Annotated in this window: 20 protein-coding genes and 1 pseudogene; 12 read left to right on the top strand and 9 right to left on the bottom strand. The window is 71.4% G+C overall.

The window, feature by feature from the left end:
* Nucleotides 1-374: alcohol dehydrogenase catalytic domain-containing protein (locus tag RM812_RS38135; protein ID WP_311584822.1), on the bottom strand; the 374-nt coding region annotated here is incomplete at its 3' end.
* Nucleotides 375-454: 80 nt separating this feature from the next.
* Entirely contained in the window at nt 455-1,204 is a 750-nt protein-coding gene (locus tag RM812_RS38130) for a DODA-type extradiol aromatic ring-opening family dioxygenase (RefSeq protein WP_394816578.1), read from the bottom strand.
* Between the two features lie 291 nt (nt 1,205-1,495).
* Between RM812_RS38130 and RM812_RS38125 the strand changes: the two genes are divergently transcribed.
* The 4 genes from RM812_RS38125 to RM812_RS38110 all read left to right on the top strand — a co-directional run bounded on the left by RM812_RS38125 (nt 1,496) and on the right by RM812_RS38110 (nt 4,430).
* Complete coding sequence (locus RM812_RS38125) at nt 1,496-1,969, top strand: MarR family winged helix-turn-helix transcriptional regulator (protein ID WP_311584816.1); 474 nt, start codon at nt 1,496-1,498, stop codon at nt 1,967-1,969.
* A 585-nt stretch (nt 1,970-2,554) separates the two neighbouring features.
* On the top strand, nt 2,555-3,160 hold the full coding sequence (locus RM812_RS38120) for a TetR/AcrR family transcriptional regulator (RefSeq protein ID WP_311584813.1): 606 nt from the start codon (nt 2,555-2,557) through the stop codon (nt 3,158-3,160).
* 47 nt (nt 3,161-3,207) lie between these two features.
* A complete protein-coding gene (locus RM812_RS38115; RefSeq protein WP_311584810.1) occupies nt 3,208-3,879 on the top strand; it encodes an enoyl-CoA hydratase-related protein in 672 nt (223 codons plus the stop codon).
* Nucleotides 3,880-3,974: 95 nt separating this feature from the next.
* Nucleotides 3,975-4,430: a PaaI family thioesterase gene (locus RM812_RS38110; RefSeq protein ID WP_311584807.1), complete on the top strand. Its 456-nt coding sequence runs from the start codon at nt 3,975-3,977 to the stop codon at nt 4,428-4,430.
* A 16-nt stretch (nt 4,431-4,446) separates the two neighbouring features.
* Here RM812_RS38110 and RM812_RS38105 read toward each other — a convergent pair whose 3' ends face one another.
* Entirely contained in the window at nt 4,447-4,620 is a 174-nt protein-coding gene (locus RM812_RS38105) for a hypothetical protein (RefSeq protein ID WP_311584804.1), read from the bottom strand.
* Nucleotides 4,621-4,771: 151 nt separating this feature from the next.
* Nucleotides 4,772-6,115, bottom strand: a complete 1,344-nt coding sequence (locus RM812_RS38100) for an erythromycin esterase family protein (RefSeq protein ID WP_311584801.1) — start codon at nt 6,113-6,115, stop codon at nt 4,772-4,774.
* A 123-nt stretch (nt 6,116-6,238) separates the two neighbouring features.
* Between RM812_RS38100 and RM812_RS38095 the strand changes: the two genes are divergently transcribed.
* Complete coding sequence (locus RM812_RS38095; RefSeq protein WP_311584797.1) at nt 6,239-6,829, top strand: TetR/AcrR family transcriptional regulator; 591 nt, start codon at nt 6,239-6,241, stop codon at nt 6,827-6,829.
* Here RM812_RS38095 and RM812_RS43185 read toward each other — a convergent pair.
* Nucleotides 6,791-7,390 carry an alpha/beta hydrolase gene (locus RM812_RS43185; RefSeq protein WP_394816576.1) on the bottom strand — a complete coding sequence of 200 codons (600 nt, stop codon included), beginning with the start codon at nt 7,388-7,390 and terminating at the stop codon, nt 6,791-6,793. The two genes, RM812_RS38095 and RM812_RS43185, sit on opposite strands and share 39 nt — an antisense overlap.
* Before the next feature lie 83 nt (nt 7,391-7,473).
* Between RM812_RS43185 and RM812_RS38085 the strand changes: the two genes are divergently transcribed.
* Nucleotides 7,474-8,661 carry an alpha/beta hydrolase family protein gene (locus tag RM812_RS38085; protein ID WP_311584794.1) on the top strand — a complete coding sequence of 396 codons (1,188 nt, stop codon included), beginning with the start codon at nt 7,474-7,476 and terminating at the stop codon, nt 8,659-8,661.
* Between the two features lie 715 nt (nt 8,662-9,376).
* Here the strand turns inward: RM812_RS38085 and RM812_RS38080 are convergent.
* Nucleotides 9,377-9,946: a TetR/AcrR family transcriptional regulator gene (locus tag RM812_RS38080; RefSeq protein WP_311584790.1), complete on the bottom strand. Its 570-nt coding sequence runs from the start codon at nt 9,944-9,946 to the stop codon at nt 9,377-9,379.
* 118 nt (nt 9,947-10,064) lie between these two features.
* Between RM812_RS38080 and RM812_RS38075 the strand changes: the two genes are divergently transcribed.
* Both RM812_RS38075 and RM812_RS38070 read left to right on the top strand, forming a co-directional pair.
* Nucleotides 10,065-10,757 (top strand): SDR family oxidoreductase, encoded by a 693-nt coding sequence (locus tag RM812_RS38075; RefSeq protein WP_311584787.1) that lies wholly within the window; start codon nt 10,065-10,067, stop codon nt 10,755-10,757.
* A gap of 301 nt (nt 10,758-11,058) precedes the next feature.
* Entirely contained in the window at nt 11,059-12,063 is a 1,005-nt protein-coding gene (locus RM812_RS38070; protein WP_311584784.1) for an NADP-dependent oxidoreductase, read from the top strand.
* 438 nt (nt 12,064-12,501) lie between these two features.
* On the opposite strand, the pseudogene RM812_RS38065 reads toward RM812_RS38070, so the two are convergent.
* The 3 genes and pseudogenes from RM812_RS38065 to RM812_RS38055 form a co-directional block, all read right to left on the bottom strand.
* Nucleotides 12,502-12,648: pseudogene (locus tag RM812_RS38065) on the bottom strand (IMP dehydrogenase); the annotation flags it as partial.
* Between the two features lie 30 nt (nt 12,649-12,678).
* Nucleotides 12,679-13,080 carry a (R)-mandelonitrile lyase gene (locus tag RM812_RS38060; RefSeq protein ID WP_311584781.1) on the bottom strand — a complete coding sequence of 134 codons (402 nt, stop codon included), beginning with the start codon at nt 13,078-13,080 and terminating at the stop codon, nt 12,679-12,681.
* Between the two features lie 30 nt (nt 13,081-13,110).
* Complete coding sequence (locus RM812_RS38055; RefSeq protein ID WP_311584778.1) at nt 13,111-13,434, bottom strand: carboxymuconolactone decarboxylase family protein; 324 nt, start codon at nt 13,432-13,434, stop codon at nt 13,111-13,113.
* Nucleotides 13,435-13,659: 225 nt separating this feature from the next.
* Here RM812_RS38055 and RM812_RS38050 point away from each other — a divergent pair, with 225 nt between their 5' ends.
* The 4 genes from RM812_RS38050 to RM812_RS38035 form a co-directional block, all read left to right on the top strand.
* Nucleotides 13,660-14,544: a helix-turn-helix transcriptional regulator gene (locus RM812_RS38050; RefSeq protein ID WP_311584775.1), complete on the top strand. Its 885-nt coding sequence runs from the start codon at nt 13,660-13,662 to the stop codon at nt 14,542-14,544.
* A gap of 245 nt (nt 14,545-14,789) precedes the next feature.
* The gene (locus RM812_RS38045) at nt 14,790-15,380 is read left to right on the top strand and encodes an isochorismatase family protein (RefSeq protein WP_311584772.1); all 591 of its coding nucleotides are present in this window, start codon (nt 14,790-14,792) and stop codon (nt 15,378-15,380) included.
* 242 nt (nt 15,381-15,622) lie between these two features.
* A complete protein-coding gene (locus RM812_RS38040; protein WP_311584769.1) occupies nt 15,623-16,348 on the top strand; it encodes an SDR family NAD(P)-dependent oxidoreductase in 726 nt (241 codons plus the stop codon).
* A 369-nt stretch (nt 16,349-16,717) separates the two neighbouring features.
* On the top strand, nt 16,718-16,860 hold a 143-nt coding region (locus RM812_RS38035), incomplete at its 3' end, for a S8 family serine peptidase (RefSeq protein ID WP_394816577.1).

Raw genomic sequence — 16,860 nt, 5'->3', positions numbered from 1 at the left:
AGCGCCGCGGCGTCGACCAGTTCGGTCGTCCGGGGCGCCGGGGCCAGGGACGCGGCCGGGACGAGCGCGTACTCGGCGGCGCCGCCGGCGGAGTCGAGGGGCAGCATCGCCACGACCCGGTCACCGACCTCCAGGCCCGTCACCTCCGCGCCGGTCTCGGCGACGGTGCCCGCCAGGTCGATCCCCGGCACGTACGGGAGAGTGATCGGGATCATGGCGGCCAGGACGCCGGCGCGGATGTGGTCGTCGACCGGGTTGAACGACGTGGCCGCCACCCGCACCAGCACCTGCCCGGTGCCGGGGACCGGACGGTCGACGTCCTCGTGGCGCAGGACCTCGCTGCTGCCGAACTCGTGGAAACGGATTGCCTTCACGGCACTTTCCTCCAGGGTGTGTTGATGTGGTCGTCGAGGGATGAGGCGACCAGGCGGTAAGGCGGCGCACGCCGAGGCGCTCAGGTCAGCTGCACCGACCGGGTGGAGTTGCCCATCACCATGCGGTCGATGGCGCTCACGGCGCTGCCGGGGTCGTCGGCGGCGCCGACGGTGAGCAGCAGTGGTACGAAGTGGTCGGCTGTCGGATGGGCGACCGCGGCGCCGGGTGCCTTGTGGCGGTAGTCGGTGAGGGCGTCGGCGTCGCCCCGGGTGAGGGCGTCGACGGCCCATGCGTCGAAGGCCGTGGTATGGGCGGCGAGCTCCGGCCGGCGGAAGACGGCGAAGCTGTGCGTCATGAAGCCCGAGCCGAGAACGAGGACGCCTTCTCGGCGCAGGGGCCGCAGGCGTGCCCCGAGTTCGAGCAGAGCGCTGGGGTCGAGGCCGGGCATCGACAACTGCACGACCGGGACGTCGGCCGCGGGGTACATGGCCATGAGCGGGATGAAGGCGCCGTGGTCGAGACCGCGGTCGGCGAACTCGTGCACCGGCGTCCGGCCCAGCAGGCCGGTGAGTCGCCGGGCCAGGTCGGTGGCGTCCGGGGTCGCGTAGGGAAGGGTCTTGTAGCGAGGGTGGAAGCCGCTGAAATCGTAGAAGAGCGGGGTGCCGGCCGCGGCTGCGGACATCGCGGCCGGTGCCCGTTCCCAGTGGGCCGAGACGACGACGACGGCCCGGGGTTTGGGCATCGACCGGGCCCAGTCGAAGAGGTCGCCGAGCCACTGCGGATCGTCGAGGGTGAACGGGGCCCCGTGGCTGACGAAGAGGCTGGGCAGGGGACCGTCGGAGGGGTTCCACACCCGCTGCTCGCGCGCCAGTGGCAGGACCCGGGCAAGGAGGTCGTCGTACGCCGCGGCCGGTGCGCGCGAAGAGGAGGGGGACCTGGGGTCGTTCGGGGAGGCCGGGCTGCTCGTAGGGGGCATCGAAATCAGCTCCTTCACTTGCCTGGGCAAGCCTTTTCGCTTGCCTGGGCAAGTTGGAAGGTAGTCCATCAAGAGTTGCCCAGGCAAGTGATGCGAGTTGCTCGGGCAAGTGACGCGAGTTGCTCGGGCAAGTAGGATGGGCTCATGAACACCCAGTCACCCTGGCTCGACGACGACCAGCAGGACCTGTGGCAGGCACTCCTCACGGTCGTCATCGCCCTCCCGGCGGCCCTCGACCGCCAGCTGCAGAGGGACGCGGGTATCTCCAACTTCGAGTACGGGGTTCTGGCCCGGCTGTCCATGGCCGACGAGGCCACGATGCGGCTCAGCGACCTGGCCCGGGTCTGCGACAGCACCCAACCCCGCCTGTCCAAGGTGATGGACCGCTTCGAAGCCCGCGCCTTCGTCGTCCGCAGACCCGACCCCGGCGACGGCCGGTACACCCTGGCCACCCTGACCGACGCCGGCCGGAAGAAGCTCGTCGAGAGCGCACCGGAACACGTCGCGCAGGTGAAGCGGCTCGTTCTCGATCCGCTCAGCGCCGCTCAGCGCCGCCATCTCGGGGCCGCCCTCACCCGTATCGCCGCCACCGTGCGCCGGGAACTCGAAGGAGGCTGAGTGCCGCCTCGGGCGGGGCCTTCGCCGCGCTCCCCCCGGCCCGGGGCGATGACACGCCGGTTGGAGCGCGAGCCCGTCGCGCCCGAGGGTGCGTGCGGGTACCGGAAGGTTGCCGCACGCCCCGCCCACGACACCGTCGACCGCGGCGCAGCGGAAGTGGCGTTCGCGACGCCCGGCACGGTATTCCGCAAGCGCTTCGCAAGTGCGGCACCGTGGAGCCGGTCGGCGCCGTTGGGTCCGTCCACGACCGTCGCGCGCGCCCGTGCCGCGTCCGGGAGGGCGGAACCGGTGTGGACGGCGGACCGGGTGCGCGACCGGTCCGCACCGTCAGGCCGTCGCTGTGGACGGAGTGTTCAGGCCGACGTGGACGAGCTCCGCGACCGGCGGTGGTCCTTGTGGTGGCCCGTTGGCCACACCGTCGCTGTGATCGGCAGGTGTCCGCTCCGGGCGGCCTCGGCGTCCGGCCGGCCTGTGGGTGAAGAACCGGGACGTGACTGCCTCTTGCATGTTCTATGCCATACCCCATAAGTTACCGACAGGTAGCCCGCGCTGGGGCTACCTGTCCGTCGGAAGGGTGGTGGGTGCGTGAGTCCGCGCAAGAGCGACAGCCGGGACCGGATGATCCTCAGTGCCGCCGCTCTGCTGCGTGAGTACGGGGCGAGCGCGACCAGCATCGACCGGGTACTCGCCCACAGCGGTACCCCTCGGGGCTCGGTGTACCACCACTTCCCCGGTGGGCGGGCGCAGCTCATCGACGAGGCGGTGGCACTGGCGGGCGACTTCATCGCGGGCCTGATCGATGCCGCCATGCAGGCGGACGATCCGGTGGAGGCCGTCGACGCGTTCTTCGTGTTGTGGCGCGAGCGGCTCGTGGAGAGCGGCTTTCGGGCCGGCTGCCCGATCGTGGCGGTGGCTGTCGAGACCAATGACGACGCCCCCCAGCTGGCCCGCTCCGCCGCCGCCGTCTTCGCCCGCTGGCAGGAGGCGCTCGCGGCCCTCTTCGTCCGGCACGGCCTGCCCGACGAGCGCAGCCGCCGGCTCGGCGCCTTCGTCATCGCCGCGGTCGAAGGCGCGGTGATCATGTGCCGGGCCGAGCAGAGCACCGCCCCGATCGAGGCGGCCGCCGCCGAGATCCACGACCTCCTCCTCCACGCCCTGCGCGACCGGCCCGGCGCCGGACCCCGGTCGTAGACCGCAGCCACCCTGCCGCTGCATCCCCCTACCTCGAAGGAGTCGCCATGCCCTCGCTCGACCGTCAGGACAACGTCTTCGTCCTCGACCTCGGAGACGGAGAGAACCGCTTCCACCCGGACTGGCTCACCGCCGTCGGTGCCGCGCTCGACGAGGTGGAGAAGGCGGAAGGCCCCCGTGCGCTGGTCACCGCCGCCACCGGCAAGTTCTACTCCAACGGACTCGACCTGGACTGGCTGTTCGCCCACGCCGACCAGCACCAGCAGTACGTCGTCTCCGTCCATGAACTGTTCGCGCGGTTGCTCTCGCTGCCGGTCATCACGGTCGCCGCGCTGCAGGGGCACACCTTCGCCGCCGGCGCGATGTTCTCCCTCGCCCACGACTTCCGCGTCATGCGTGCCGACCGCGGCTACTGGTGCCTGCCCGAAGCGGACATCAACATCCCCTTCACCCCCGGCATGGCCGCGCTCATCCAGTCCCGCCTGGCCCCGCAGACCGCGCACGAGGCGATGCTCACCGCACGCCGTTACGGCGGATCCGACGCCGCAGCCGCCGGCGTCGTGGACCACGCGGTCGCCGAGGACGCCGTGCGCTCCACCGCGATCGAGATCGCCCAGGCACAGGTGAACAAGGCCGGCGACACCCTCGGCACCATCAAGGCCCGCATGTACGCCCCGGCCCTGACCACCCTGCGCGACACCGCCAACCCGCTCGGCTGACCAGCGCCTCACCCGCCGCGGATCCGCACCCGGGCCCTTCCCCCGGGTGCGGGCTGCGCCGACTGCCCACCGCACGAGGAGACAGGAGAACGACCATGACGACCACCGACCTCGCCGCCATGACCGGCCTGGAACTGATGCGCTGGGTGCAGACCGAACGCCCCACCGACATCCCCTCCATCGGCCGCCTGCTCGGCATGCGTTTCGACGAGGTCGAGCACGGCCGCGTCGTCATCTCCCTCGACACCCGCCCCGACTTCGCCAACCCCCTGGGGACCGTCCACGGCGGCATCGCCGCCACGCTCCTCGACTCCGCCATGGGCTGTGCCGTCCACACCACCCTGCCGGCGGGTACCGGCTACACAACCCTCGAACTCAAGGTCAACTACATCCGTGCCGCCCGCACCGACGGACAGATCCTCACCGCCACCGGCACCGTCATCCACGCCGGCCGCCGCACCGCCACGGCCGAGGGCAAGGTGCTGGACGAGCAGGGCAAGCTGATCGCCCACGCGACCACCACCTGCATGATCCTCTCGCACGCCGGCTGATCCGCTCCCGCCGCACTCAACCGGGCGAGGGCGGCGGTGTCACCGCCCGGCGGGTGGTCGTCGCCGTCCCCCCGACCCTGGCCGGCCGGATCCGGTACGTCCCCGCGTTGCCGGCGTTCAGGCTGGTGCCGGGCCTGACGTAGAAGAGGAAGCGCACCAGCGAGAGCTCGGGGGGCTCCGCGGAGAACAACGCCGGCACCAGGTGCCGGAAGAACCGGCGTGCGATGCCGTCCCGGGGCTGAGGGCCGGCCCCGTCACAGGCCCGGCGGCCCGTTGTCGTTCTTGCTCCGGCAAGGGATCGTTCCTGAGAGGCGCGCTCTGCCCGAGCTCGCCTCTTTGCATCACCGGAGGATGTGGGCGGCTTCGACCTGGCGGAGGTGGATGAGGATGTCGTAGGAGCGGCCGAGGGCGGTTGCCGGGTCGTCGGGCGACCAGTACAGGCCGTAGGAGCGCGTGGGGCGGGCCGCGGCGAGCCAGGTGCGGGCTGCTGGGGGCGCGGTGCGCAGGTCGATGCTGAAGTCGCGGTGGCGGAGCTTGTCGAGGGTGTACTCGTTGTGGCCCTTCGGGGCCGGTGTGACGGTGTAGGCCTGGGGCTGCTGGGCGGTGAAGTCGGGGAGGGCGTTGACGGTGCCCTGGTTGAAGGTCAGGCCGATGTTGACGTAGTCCGGGCCGAGTCGTGCGCGCAGGAAGGCGCCGGTGGGTTCCGGGAACTCGTCCGGGTTGTCGCTGGTGTAGGCGATGTGGCCGTTGTTGGAGGCGAGCAGGATGCGGCCGCCCTCGTGCCGCAGCCACCAGGCCGTGTTGGCGGCCATGGCCCGGTCGCGGTAGCGCATGCGCTCGGGGAACTGCTCGTCGGGGAGGGCGTAGGCGGTGAAGCTCTGGGCGATGGCGGTGGCGTTCTGCACGGCCCAGGCGTGCGCCCGCTCGACGCCGCGGGCGGCGGTGCCGGGTAGACCGTGGTCGCGGAGCAGCGCCAGGGCGGCGGCGGCCCGGTCGGCCTCGGACCGGCGTGCCGGGAGTTCTTTGGCCAGCTGGCCGGTCATCCACGGTCCCGCCTGCGCACCGGCCGCCGGCTCCAGCCCCGCGTAGAGGTTGCCGATGCGCTCGGCCAGCTCCGGGCGGTGCGCGGCGAGGTAGCCGGTGACGTGATGGAAGGCGTCGGGTCCGGCGTAGCCGAGGTCGTTGCCCACGAACCGCAGCTGCGGCCGGTCGGGGTGGGTGATGTTGTAGCGGCGCATCCACCGGATCAGGTCGAGGTACTCCTGGGTGTTCCAGAAGACGTACTGGCCTTGGAACTCGTCCCGCATGATCTGGGCGGGATCGCCGCTGCCACGAGTGACGTAGGCGTCCAGACGCAGGCCGGTGCTCCAACTGGCCTCCAGGGCGAAGGTGGTGAAGCCCTTGGTGGCGACGAGATGGCGGAAGATCCGCTGCTTGAGTGTGAAGAACTCGTGAGCGCTGTGGCTGGCCTCGCCCAGGCCCACGACGTGCGCATCGCCGATCATGCGGCCGAGCGCGTTCAGGTCGCTCAGGGGCCGCGCGCCGCGGTTGAGGGCGTCGACCGGCCCGGCGGCCGAGGAGGTCCGCGCCGCGGCGGTGCCGGTGCCGAGGGACCCCGAAGCGAGGACCGTGGCGGTGGCCAGGCTGAGCAGACGGCGGCGACTGACGGGGTGGGCGTGGCTCATGGCATCTCCCTCGACTGGTGGGTACGGCCACGACAGTAGCCAGAATTTAGGCGCTTGCACAAGACGCTTGTCTTATTCGCTCGTCTCATGCCTCCGTGCAACGCGTCGGGTAGCGTTCTCGGCATGGGAAATCGCGAGGACCTACTGGCCGGGGCCAGGCGCTGCCTGGAGGAGAAGGGCTGGGCCCGGACCACGGTGCGCGATATCGTGACGGCCGCCGGCGGCGTGAGCATGGCGGCCATCGGCTACCACTTCGGCTCCCGTGAGGCGCTCCTGAACGCCGCTCTCATCGAGGCGATCGACGAGTGGGGCACACGGATCGGCCGCACGCTCACCACCTTCGGCGAAGCCGGAAGCAGCCCGGCCGCGCACTACGAGGCGATGTGGGCCGCGATCATCAAGTCCTTCCAGGAGGACCGGACCCTGTGGCTGGCCACGCTTGAAGCCCTGCTCCAGGCGGAACACTCCGACGACCTGCGCCACTATCTGGCCGGCAGCCAGGCCCAGGGCCGCCGGGGTCTGGCCGCGCTGCTGCTCGGCACGCCCGAGGACGAGGTCGGCGACGCCGCTGCCCGCACGCTGGGCGCCGCGCAGATGGCCCTGTTCACCGGCCTGATGACGCAGTGGCTCACCGACCCCGACCAGGCTCCCGACGCCTCCGAGATCGTCGCGGGTCTACGCACCATCACCGGCATCGTCGAGGCGCACGAGTAGCCGAGGCACCGACGGAGCCACCAGGTTGCTGGGCAGCGAACGGGCAGCCTGGTGGTTCACGGAGGGGGACCGCGTGACGTGGACGCGCGTGAGGGGATCAGGCGCCGTGGCCGGCACCGGAGCGGACATCTTCTCGGCTCCCTCACAGGGAGTGGCTGGGGCGCCGGTGTTGCCGATGACGAGAATGGGGCCCGCGCCGTCGGCCGCCACCTCGGGGGCGTGGCCGTCGACGGGCCAGCCGGTGCACTGGAGCAGTCCCCGGGGCATCCAGTCGCCGCACACGGGAGACGCCGTGCGGAACTGGGGAACATGGCGGCCTGGTTCCGATGACGGAACGCACCGAGGCTGATGGTGCGGAAGCCGCCCGGCACCATCCAGCGCCCGTTCCGCTCGTAGCAGCGCACTGCGCGCACCCCCACACCGACGGGCCTGAACTCGCCTGCGGAGCAAGCGATGAGCACCACCACAGACCCGGACACCGCGGGCTGGAACTCCAGGGCACTCGACGAGATCCTCTCGAACGACTCGGGACGTCCAGTCCCCGCTGGTGGAGACTCGCATCCGACCTGGGATGTACGGCTCCGGCGGTGGTTGGGACCGTGGAAGGACGCGGGGCCCGGAGCCGGGACCGTAGCGTCTTTGGCATGAACAAGCTGACCCGGGCGGCCGCCGCCGCCCTTCTCGCCTGTGCGGTCGCGTTACCGGCCACCGCCACCGCCACCGCCGCGCCGGCCTCCCCACGCACCGCCACGACCACCTTGGACCGGCCGGCCGAGCACATGCGGCTGCCGACTCCCACCGGGCCGTACGGTGTGGGGAGTTCCGTCCTCCACCTCGTGGACCACTTCCGCACCGACCCGTGGGTGCCCGAGGCCGACGGCCGGGAACTCATGGTCACCCTGCACTACCCCGCGTCCGGCCGGCACACACCGGGCCGCCCCGCCCCGTACGCCACCCAGGAGGAGGCCCGGCTGCTGCTGACAGGGGTGCAGGTCGAGGACCCGGCGTCGGTGCGGCAGGTGGCACGGGCCCGTACGCACAGCGCGGTGGACGCGCGTCCCGCTCCGGGGCGGCACCCGCTGGTGGTGCTCTCGCCCGGCTTCGGCATGCCGCGGTTCACCCTCACCAGCCTCGCCGTGGACCTGGCCTCCCGCGGCTACGTCGTCGCCTCACTCGACCACGCCTACGAGTCGTCCGGTACGTCGGTGCCGGGCGGTCGCACCCTGACCTGCGTCGCCTGCACCGTCATGGAGGAGGACGACTGGGCCAAGGGCCACCTGGTGACCGGGGCCCGCGCCGCCGACACCCGGTTCGTCCTGGACCGGTTGACCGGCCCCCGGCCCGCCTGGCGGTACGCGTCCTCCATCGACCGGACGCGGATCGGCATGGCCGGCCACTCGGTCGGCGGCGCGAGCGCCGTCAGTGCCATGGCCACCGATCGGCGTATCGACGCCGGGGTGAACATGGACGGCACGTTCTGGGACACGCTGCCCGCCGACGGGCTGGGCCGACGTCCGTTCCTGCTGCTGGGCACCGACGAGTTCCACCGGCCGGGCGGCGAGGACACCTCCTGGGACACCACCTGGGCGGCCCTGCGCGGGGAGAAGCACTGGCTGACCGTTGACGGCGCCGACCACCTCGGCTTCTCCGACGCGCCCGTGCTCCTGGGCCACTTCGGCCTCCCCGGCGGTGACCTCGCGGCCGACCGCGCGGTGACCGTCACCCGCGCGTACGTCGCTGCCTTCTTCGACGAGCACCTGCGGGGCAGGGACCAGCCGCTCCTGGACGGCCCGGACCCGGCCCACCCGGAGGTGCGGTTCCACCGCCCCTGAGCCGGGAACAGGAGAGCCGGCGCAGGGAGAGTCCGCCACGGGGGCCCGCCCTGCGCCGGAGCACCGGCCCACGGCGTACGACCACGCACGTGTCCCGTGGGGCCCGAATGAGGTCATGCCACGGACACGAGGAAGAGCTCCCGCCGGGGGGGGGGGGGCGCCGACGCCCTCTCGCGGGAGGTAGTTGTCGGCGCGGTCGTTGCGCTGCCGGACGAGCACGGCGAACGGGGTTTCACCTTCCGGCTGCTGGCCCAACAGCTGCAAACCGGCGCCGGGCCCTGTACTGGCACGTGGCGAACAAGGACGAGCTCGTCGCCCTGGCCGCCGATCGAGTAGTCGGCCACGCCCTCGACGCGGCCCCGCGACCCGAAGACGGCGCGGATGCCGGCGCCGACGGCTCGCGAACGGCCCGACCCGGCCTTTCCCGGCCCGGCCCGCGCGGATCAGGCTCTTCGTCGGCGGATGGCGCGGGACCGCACCGTGCTCCGGGGCTGTGGACACGGCGGATGACCCGGGAATCGATCGCGCCGGGACGAGCGGATCGGCCGGGAGGACGCCGCGACGCCGACGCGCGTCATGTCCGCCGTGCTGTTCCTCGCGACGGCGGTGAGCGCGAACGCCGCCGCGAGCACGGAGGTGATCCTGCGTGATGTTCGGGGCAGGGGACGGCCCTGCTGCCGCGCTGACGCCGCGCCTGTCGGGGGCCGGGACCCCGTCAGCGGGCTTCCGTCAGGGCCGCGTGCGCGGCGGCGAGAATCTCCTCGGAGAGCGCGGAGCCCTTGGTGGCCCGGGACAGGACCAGCGCACCGAACAAGAGGCACAGCCGGGCGATGCCGTCCGCGCCCTCGTCCCCGTCGGAGGTGAGGAACGCGGCGAAGTCGGCCACGCCCTCGGCGTAGACGCGTCGGGCCTCGCGGTCCTCGCCCCCGCGCGCGACATCGGTGGCGAGGGCCGCGACCGGACAGCCGTCCGCCGCGTCGTCACGGTGCTCGACGGACAGGTAGGCGTCGATCAGGGCCCGCTGAGCGGCGTCCCGCCGACCGTCGTACCGCTCGAGCCCGGTCGCATGGCGGCGAGCGAGCTCGTCGAAGGCGTGGGTGGTGGCCTCGTCGACGAGCGCCTCCTTGGAGGCGAACTGCTTGTAGAAGGCGCCGTGAGTGAGACCGGCCGCCTTCATGAGATCGGCGACGCTGATGTGGGTGCCCTGCTCCCGGAACAGCCGCGATGCCGTATCCACCACCCGCCTTCGATTCTCCTGCGCCTGCGCCTGCGATACGCGGCCCATGACCCACCTCCCGTTTTGGATGTCGACTGGCATCTATCGTAGTTCCTTGTTTAGATTGTAGTTGTAATCTAATGGAGGCGGATGCCTGGCCGGCGCCCGCGAAGGATCAGGAGCAGGCATGGAACTCGAGAACGCGGTCGCGGTCGTCACCGGAGCCAACCGGGGCCTCGGACGGCACCTGGCCGCCCAGCTCGTCGAGCACGGCGCGAAGGTCTACGCAGCGGCCCGCCGTCCCGAGACGGTCGACCTGCCGGGAGTCACCCCGCTGCGCCTCGACGTGACGGACCAGGAGGCGATACGGGAGTCCGCCCGCGTCGCCTCCGATGCGACGCTGCTGATCAACAACGCGGGCATCTCCACCGGCGCGACGCTGGTCGGCGGCGACCTGGACGAGGTGCGTCGCGAGATGGAGACCAACTTCTTCGGCCCCCTCACCGCCACCCGGGCCTTCGCCCCCGTCATCGAGGGCAACGGCGGCGGCGCCGTGCTCAACGTCCTGTCCGCCCTGTCCTGGTTCCACCCGGCCGGCCTCGGCTCCTACGCGGCTTCCAAGGCCGCCGCCTGGGCGCTGAGCGACGCGACCCGCGAGGAGCTGGCGCCGCGCGGGATCACCGTCTCGGCGCTGCACGTCGGCTACATGGACACCGACATGGCAGCCGGCGTCCCCGCCGGTCAGAAGGTCGCCGCCGCCGACGTCGCGGCCCAGGCCCTGCACGGCATCGAGACGGGCCTGCCCGAGATCCTCGCCGACGGGACCAGCCGGTACGCCAAGCAGAGCCTGTCCGCCGCACCCCGGCCGAACGCGGGCTGACGCACCGCCCCTCCACCGAACGCGGCGGACGCTCGTCCCCTCCGCCCCAGCACGAGAGGGCCCGCCGGATCTTCGACCGCTTCGCCGAGGCCGGCGACACCTTTCTGGACAGCGCCGGCGGCCACCCCATGGTCCCCTCCGTCGAGGCCAGCCACGGCCCGGCTCGACGAGGACAGCGCGGTGCCGCCCGTGCCCCACGAGTGGAGCGCCGGCTCCCTGGAGCGTCTCCAGGGAACGAACAGCCCGGAACGAACAGCCCCCGTCCCTTCTCAGACGGGAGACCGAACAAACGGAGACGACGATGAAGGCCTTCATGGTCGAGAAGTACGGTAACGCGACCACCATGCGCGCCGCGGGGATACCCGAACCGCAGGTGGGCGCCGACGATGTCCTGGTCAGGATCCACGCGGCGAGCGTCAACCCGCTGGACATCAAGATCCGAAACGGTGACTTCAAGGCGTTCCTGCCCTACCGTCTCCCGCTCGTCCTGGGCCACGACCTCGCGGGGACGGTCGTCCAGGTCGGACCGTCCGTCACCCGGTTCGCGGTGGGCGACGAGGTCTACGCGCGGCCCGGCAAGGACCGCATCGGCGCCTTCGCCGAACGCATCGCCGTCCACCAGGACGACCTGGCTGCCAAACCCGCCACCCTCACCATGACCGAGGCCGCATCCCTTCCCCTGGTCGCGCTGACCGCCTGGCAGGCACTGGTCGAGCGAGCCCACGTACAAGCGGGCCACAAGGTCCTCGTCCACGCGGGTGCCGGCGGCCTCGGCTCCGTCGCCGTCCAGCTGGCCAAGGCACTGGGCGTCCACGTGGCCGCCACCGCGAGCACCGCCAAGGTCGAACTGGTCAAGGAACTCGGCGCGGACGAAGTCGTCGACTACCGCACGCAGGACTTCACCGAACTCCTCGACGGCTATGACGTCGTTCTGGACAGCCTCGGCGGCGAGAACCTCGCCAAGTCCCTGGGCATCCTCAAGCCCGGTGGCCAGGCCATCGGCGTCGCGGGCCCGCCCGACCCGGCCTTCGCCCGCGAGCTCGGCGCGAACCCGGTCCTCCGCCTGGCCGTGGCCGCGCTCGGTGCCAGGACCCGGCGGCGGGCCAAGCGCCTCGGTGTCACGTATTCCTTCCTGTTCATGAAGGCCAGCGGTGACCAGCTGCGCGAACTCACCCCCCTCATCGACGCCGGGAAGATCCGGCCCGTCGTCGACCGGGTCTTTCCCTTCGACCAGACCCTCCAGGCCATGGAGTACGTCGAGAAGGGCCGCGCGAAGGCCGGCAAGGTCGTCGTCTCCATGACGTGAGCACGCGCGCGGGCCCCGGGCGAAGCCGCGGCCCGCGCGGGCGAGCAGGGCCGGGGAGGGGACGCCGTAGAGGGGCGGCCGGAGGCTGCGGCCCTGTTGATCGCGGCCCAGGGGTGAATCCGTTCCACGCGGGCCGTGGGGGTGCCCACTGCGGTGGCGGGGCGCACAGCTGCGGGGCGGCCGCCGGAGCGTCGGGCAGCGTTCCCGGCGACGCGGTGCCCGGTCGGGCGGCTGCCTTGCTCGCCGGGGGCTACCAGGCGTACGCCTCGGGAGCCTCGCCTAGGGACCCGGCCAGATCTCGTCGAGCGCACTGAGGGTCTCGGACGACAGGGACAGGTGCGGGGCTCGCAGCGATTCGGTCAGCTGCTCGGGGGCACGGTCCGACGACGGTGGTCGCGACCGCCGGGTTGTGCAGGAGACAGGCCAGCGCGACGTCCGCAGGCCGCGGTAGTCCCACAGGTCCGAGCCGCGCACACAGGTCGCGGCGGTACGGATGACCGCGTCGGTCGGGTCGATGATCTCCGGGTCGGCGCGTTCCTCGAAGCGCACGTCCCCTGGAGCGTGGAGAACAGATCCGCGCGTGATGACGGTCCTTACAGATGGTCCGGGTCGGGGTCAGCGGCGGGTGCTGGTGCGCGGGCCGCCGTACTCGTCGTCGCCGACGTGTTCGAGCCAGTCGACCTCGTCGGTCTCCCACAGCGCGATGTGCGTCATGAAGTGGTCCGGGGCGGCGCCGTGCCAGTGCTCCTCGCCCGGCGGCGTCCAGATCACGTCGCCCGGGTGGGCTTCGAGGATCGCGCCGCCGCGGGACTGGATCAGGGCGACGCCCTCCACGACGTAGAGGGTCTGGCCCAGGCCGTGGCTGTGCCAGGCGGTCCTGGCGCCGGGCGCGAAACGCACCGCGTTCGCACGGGCGCGGGAGGGCTCCTCGCCGCGGTAGATCACATCGGCCCACGCGTCCCCGGTGAACCACTCGGCGGGCAGCTTCATCGTCGGCTGCTTGTTCAGCAATTCCATGAGCGGTGCTCCTTGTGTCGGGTCGCGCCGTCAGACGGCGGCCTGCTCGTCGGTGATCTGCTTGAGCAGGGTGATCGCGGTCATGGCGTTCGGCCATCCGGCGTAGAAGGCGAGGTGCGTGATCGCCTCGGACAGCTCCTCCACGCTCAGTCCGTTCTGCAGGGCCACGCGCAGGTGGTGGCCGAGCTGCTCGCCGCGGTAGAGCGCGGCGAGCACGCTCACGGTGACCAGGCTGCGGTCCCGCGGGGAGAGCCCGGGCCGCTCCCAGACGTCACCGAAGAGGACCTCGTTGGTGACCTCGACGAGCTTGGGCGCGATCGCGGAAAGTTCCTGGGGTGCGGACTGCTTCGCCATAGGACGACTCCTTCGCTCGCAACGTTCATGGCATCGGGCACTTACACTCTGTGGTCAGGTGCCCGTTCCGGCAGCCGGAAGCCTGTCGGCCGACGGTGACCGCCGGGAGCCGCAGCAGCGGCCACTACCGAGGTAATCGCAGGTCACGCGCAGGCGGAAGGTACGGCTGTTCCAGGTACTGACAGAACCCCCCTCGTCCGCGCCCGCCCGCCTAGCCTGGAAGACGTGAGTACCGAGAGCGACATCCGCGACTTCCTGGCCTCCCGCCGCGCCAAGATCACCCCGCAGCGGGCCGGGCTGCCCGCCTACGGCGGCAACCGGCGCGTGCCCGGGCTGCGCCGCGAGGAAGTCGCGATGCTCGCCGGCGTCAGCGTCGACTACTACGTCCGCCTGGAGCGCGGCCACCTCGCCGGAGCCTCCGAGGAAGTCGTCGACGCCGTGGCGAACGCCCTGCAGCTGGACGAGGCCGAGCGAGCGCACCTCTACGACCTGGCCCGCGCCGTCGCCAGGCGCCCCGCTCGCCGTACCAAACGCACCCGCGGTCCGCTCCCGGACAGTGTGGTGCGCGTCCTGGACTCCATGACCGACTCCCCGGCCTTCATCCGCAACGGCCGCCTCGACATCCTCGCCGTCAACCGCCTCGGCCGCGCCCTGTACGCGCCGCTGTTCACCGATGACGCCCCTCACCCGGTCAACATCGCCCGCTTCCAGTTCCTGAACCCGCACGGCCGTGACTTCTTCCCCGACTGGGAGCAGTCCGTGAACACGACCGTGGCACTGCTGCGCACCGAGGCCGGACGGGCTCCCGGCGCCAGCGACCTGACCGGGTTGATCGGTGCGCTCGTCACCCGCAGCGAGGAGTTCCGCACCGCGTGGGCCAAGCACAACGTGCGCCTGCACCACACCGGCCGCAAATCCTTCCGCCACCCGGCCATCGGTGAGATCACCCTGGACTTCGACGCCATGGAACTGCCCGCACAGCCCGGCCTGACCCTGACCGCGTACAGCGCCGGCCCCCACACCCCGGCCCACGACGCGCTGCAGCTGCTGGCCGCCTGGGCCGCCACCGAGGACGCCTCCGCAGCCGCCGACCGCACCACCAGCCACTGAACCGCGTCCCCGGCCGCCGGACCCCGACCGAGAATCGCCGCACGCTGTCTTCTCCAGAGCACCGCAGGGCGGACAAGGATGTAGGGGCCCGAGGCTGCAGGCCATGGCCCTTTCGCCGAGTGCGAATCGTTCCTGCGGTGAAATTCCTCAACCGTGCGGGTGAGGACGGCGGGTTACGGTCGCGGCGAGTGCGAGGAGCCCGGTACAACGCGGAGGGTCGTTCCGTCGAATGAAGGGTGCTCGTGATGAGCCGGGGCTTGATCGTGGTGGATGTGCAGAACGACTTCTGCGAAGGAGGCAGCGTTCCCGTCGCGGGTGGTGCGGGGATCGCGGCCAAGATCGCTGATCTGGTCGAGCGGAGCGCGGGTGGTGACTACCAGTACATCGTCGCCACCCGCGATCACCACATCGACCCGGGAGGCCACTTCTCCGAAACCCCCGACTTCCAGGACAGCTTCCCCGTCCACTGCGTGGCCGGAGGCCAGGGCAGCGAATTCCACCCCCACTTCGCCCCTGCCGTCACCGGCGGCAAGGTCGACGCGGTCTTCTTCAAGGGCGCGCACAGCGCTTCCAAGAGCGGTTTCGAAGGGGCCGACGACCAGGGCACATCCATGACGGACTGGCTGCGCGCCCATGACATCGAGGACGTCGACGTGGTCGGGATCGCCACCGACCACTGCGTCCGCGCGACCGCGCTGGACGCCGTCAAGGCGGGGTTCCGGGCTCGTGTACTCCTTGACTACTCCGTCGGGGTCGCTCCCGACACCACCGCCGCGACCCTGGAGGACTTCCAGGAGGCAGGCGTCGCCGTCTCCGGCGCTACCCCAGCGCAGTAGAACCCGCCACCGCGCCGACCTGGCCTGCGCCGTACTCAGTCAGCGGGGGGAGCGGACACCGTCGCCTCTGACTGCCCGGACAGGAGCGAGGGACCCCGTAAGGTTGGCTTCCAGGGAATGGATGTTGCCGTGGCACTATGACCAGCAGGAGCTCGACGACGAGGTCGAGTAACGGCTGGTCGTGAGACAGGCCCTAGAGGGCCGGCGTCAGGGCATGCAGGTCTGCTGGTGGAGGACGAGCTGTGTCGACCATTGCGATCGTGGGGGCCGGGCCGCAACTCGGCTTCGCCATCGGTGCGAAGTTCGCCGAGAAGGGCGGCTTCAACGTGGCGCTCGTGGCGCGACGTGAAGCGCAACTCGCGGCCATGGTCGACAGGTTCCGGAGCACAGGGGTGTCGGCTGCCGCTTTCGCGGCCGATGTCACTGACCGCCCGAGTCTCGGTAAGGCGCTGGCCGCCGCAGAGGAGCACTTCGGATCCATCGACGTCCTGGAGTACTCGCCTGCCCCGACGCTGACGGACCTGGCGGATCGGCCGCTCGTCTCCGCGGTCGATCTCACCGTCGAGGCGGTTGTGCCCGAGCTCGAGACCAATTTCTTCGGCGCGGTCGCCGCTGTTCGCCAGGTGCTTCCCGGCATGATCGACCGTGGTGCCGGCACCATCATCGGTACGAGCGGTGCCGGCTCGGGCCCGATGGTCGTCCCGCAGGTCGCCAACGCAAACGTCGCGAACGCCGCCATGCGCAACTGGCTCCTCGCGCTGAACGAGTCGCTCGCCGAGCGTGGAGTGCACGTCGCGCACATCGCCCTGGGCGCGAGGATCGGGAGTGGCCGGCCGAACTCGGACCCGGACGTGATCGCAGACCTCTACTGGAAGGCCCACGTCGAGCGCGACGCCCCCGAGGTCTTCCACTACGACTTGCCCGAGGAGTTCGAGTTCCAGCTCGCCGACAAGTTCAGGGCCGACTGAGTTCGGCTCGGAGTGGCTGGAGTGGCCGCGACACCACAACCGCAACGTGACCGCTGTGCTGTTCGGCGACCTGTCTGACCTTGCGGGCGGTACCTCGACAAGCGGCACTGGATCTCCGGGGGCGCGGGTCAGGACATCACCACGGGGGCGGTGCGGGATCTCGTCGGCCATTCCTACGACCTCGTCCTGGATTCGGTGCCGCGCAAGCGGCGGCCCCGGGAAACGGACAGTAGCTGTACGGTCGGCGGATGCGATCGTGGTCGCCCCGGCCACCTTCGACACGTACCGGAGGTGTTCGGCCCAAGGGTGTCCGTGCGGTCGTGATCGGCGCCGGCGTGCTCACGGCTGCGGGGACGAGGTGGCTGCCTCGTGGGCCGTGTCACCACCGCCTCCCCCGCCTCCGGCACCGACTGCATCGGCCACGGCACGTTCGTCGCGGGCCTGATCGCCGCCGCGCCGCGCCCCGGCACGGGGTTCGCGGGTGTCGCCCCCGAGGCCAGGATCGTTGCCGT

This window comes from Streptomyces lancefieldiae (genome assembly GCF_031845825.1).
Taxonomy (GTDB): domain Bacteria; phylum Actinomycetota; class Actinomycetes; order Streptomycetales; family Streptomycetaceae; genus Streptomyces; species Streptomyces lancefieldiae.
Note: the sequence above shows the minus strand (reverse complement) of the source record. Positions and strands in the feature narration are given on the sequence as shown.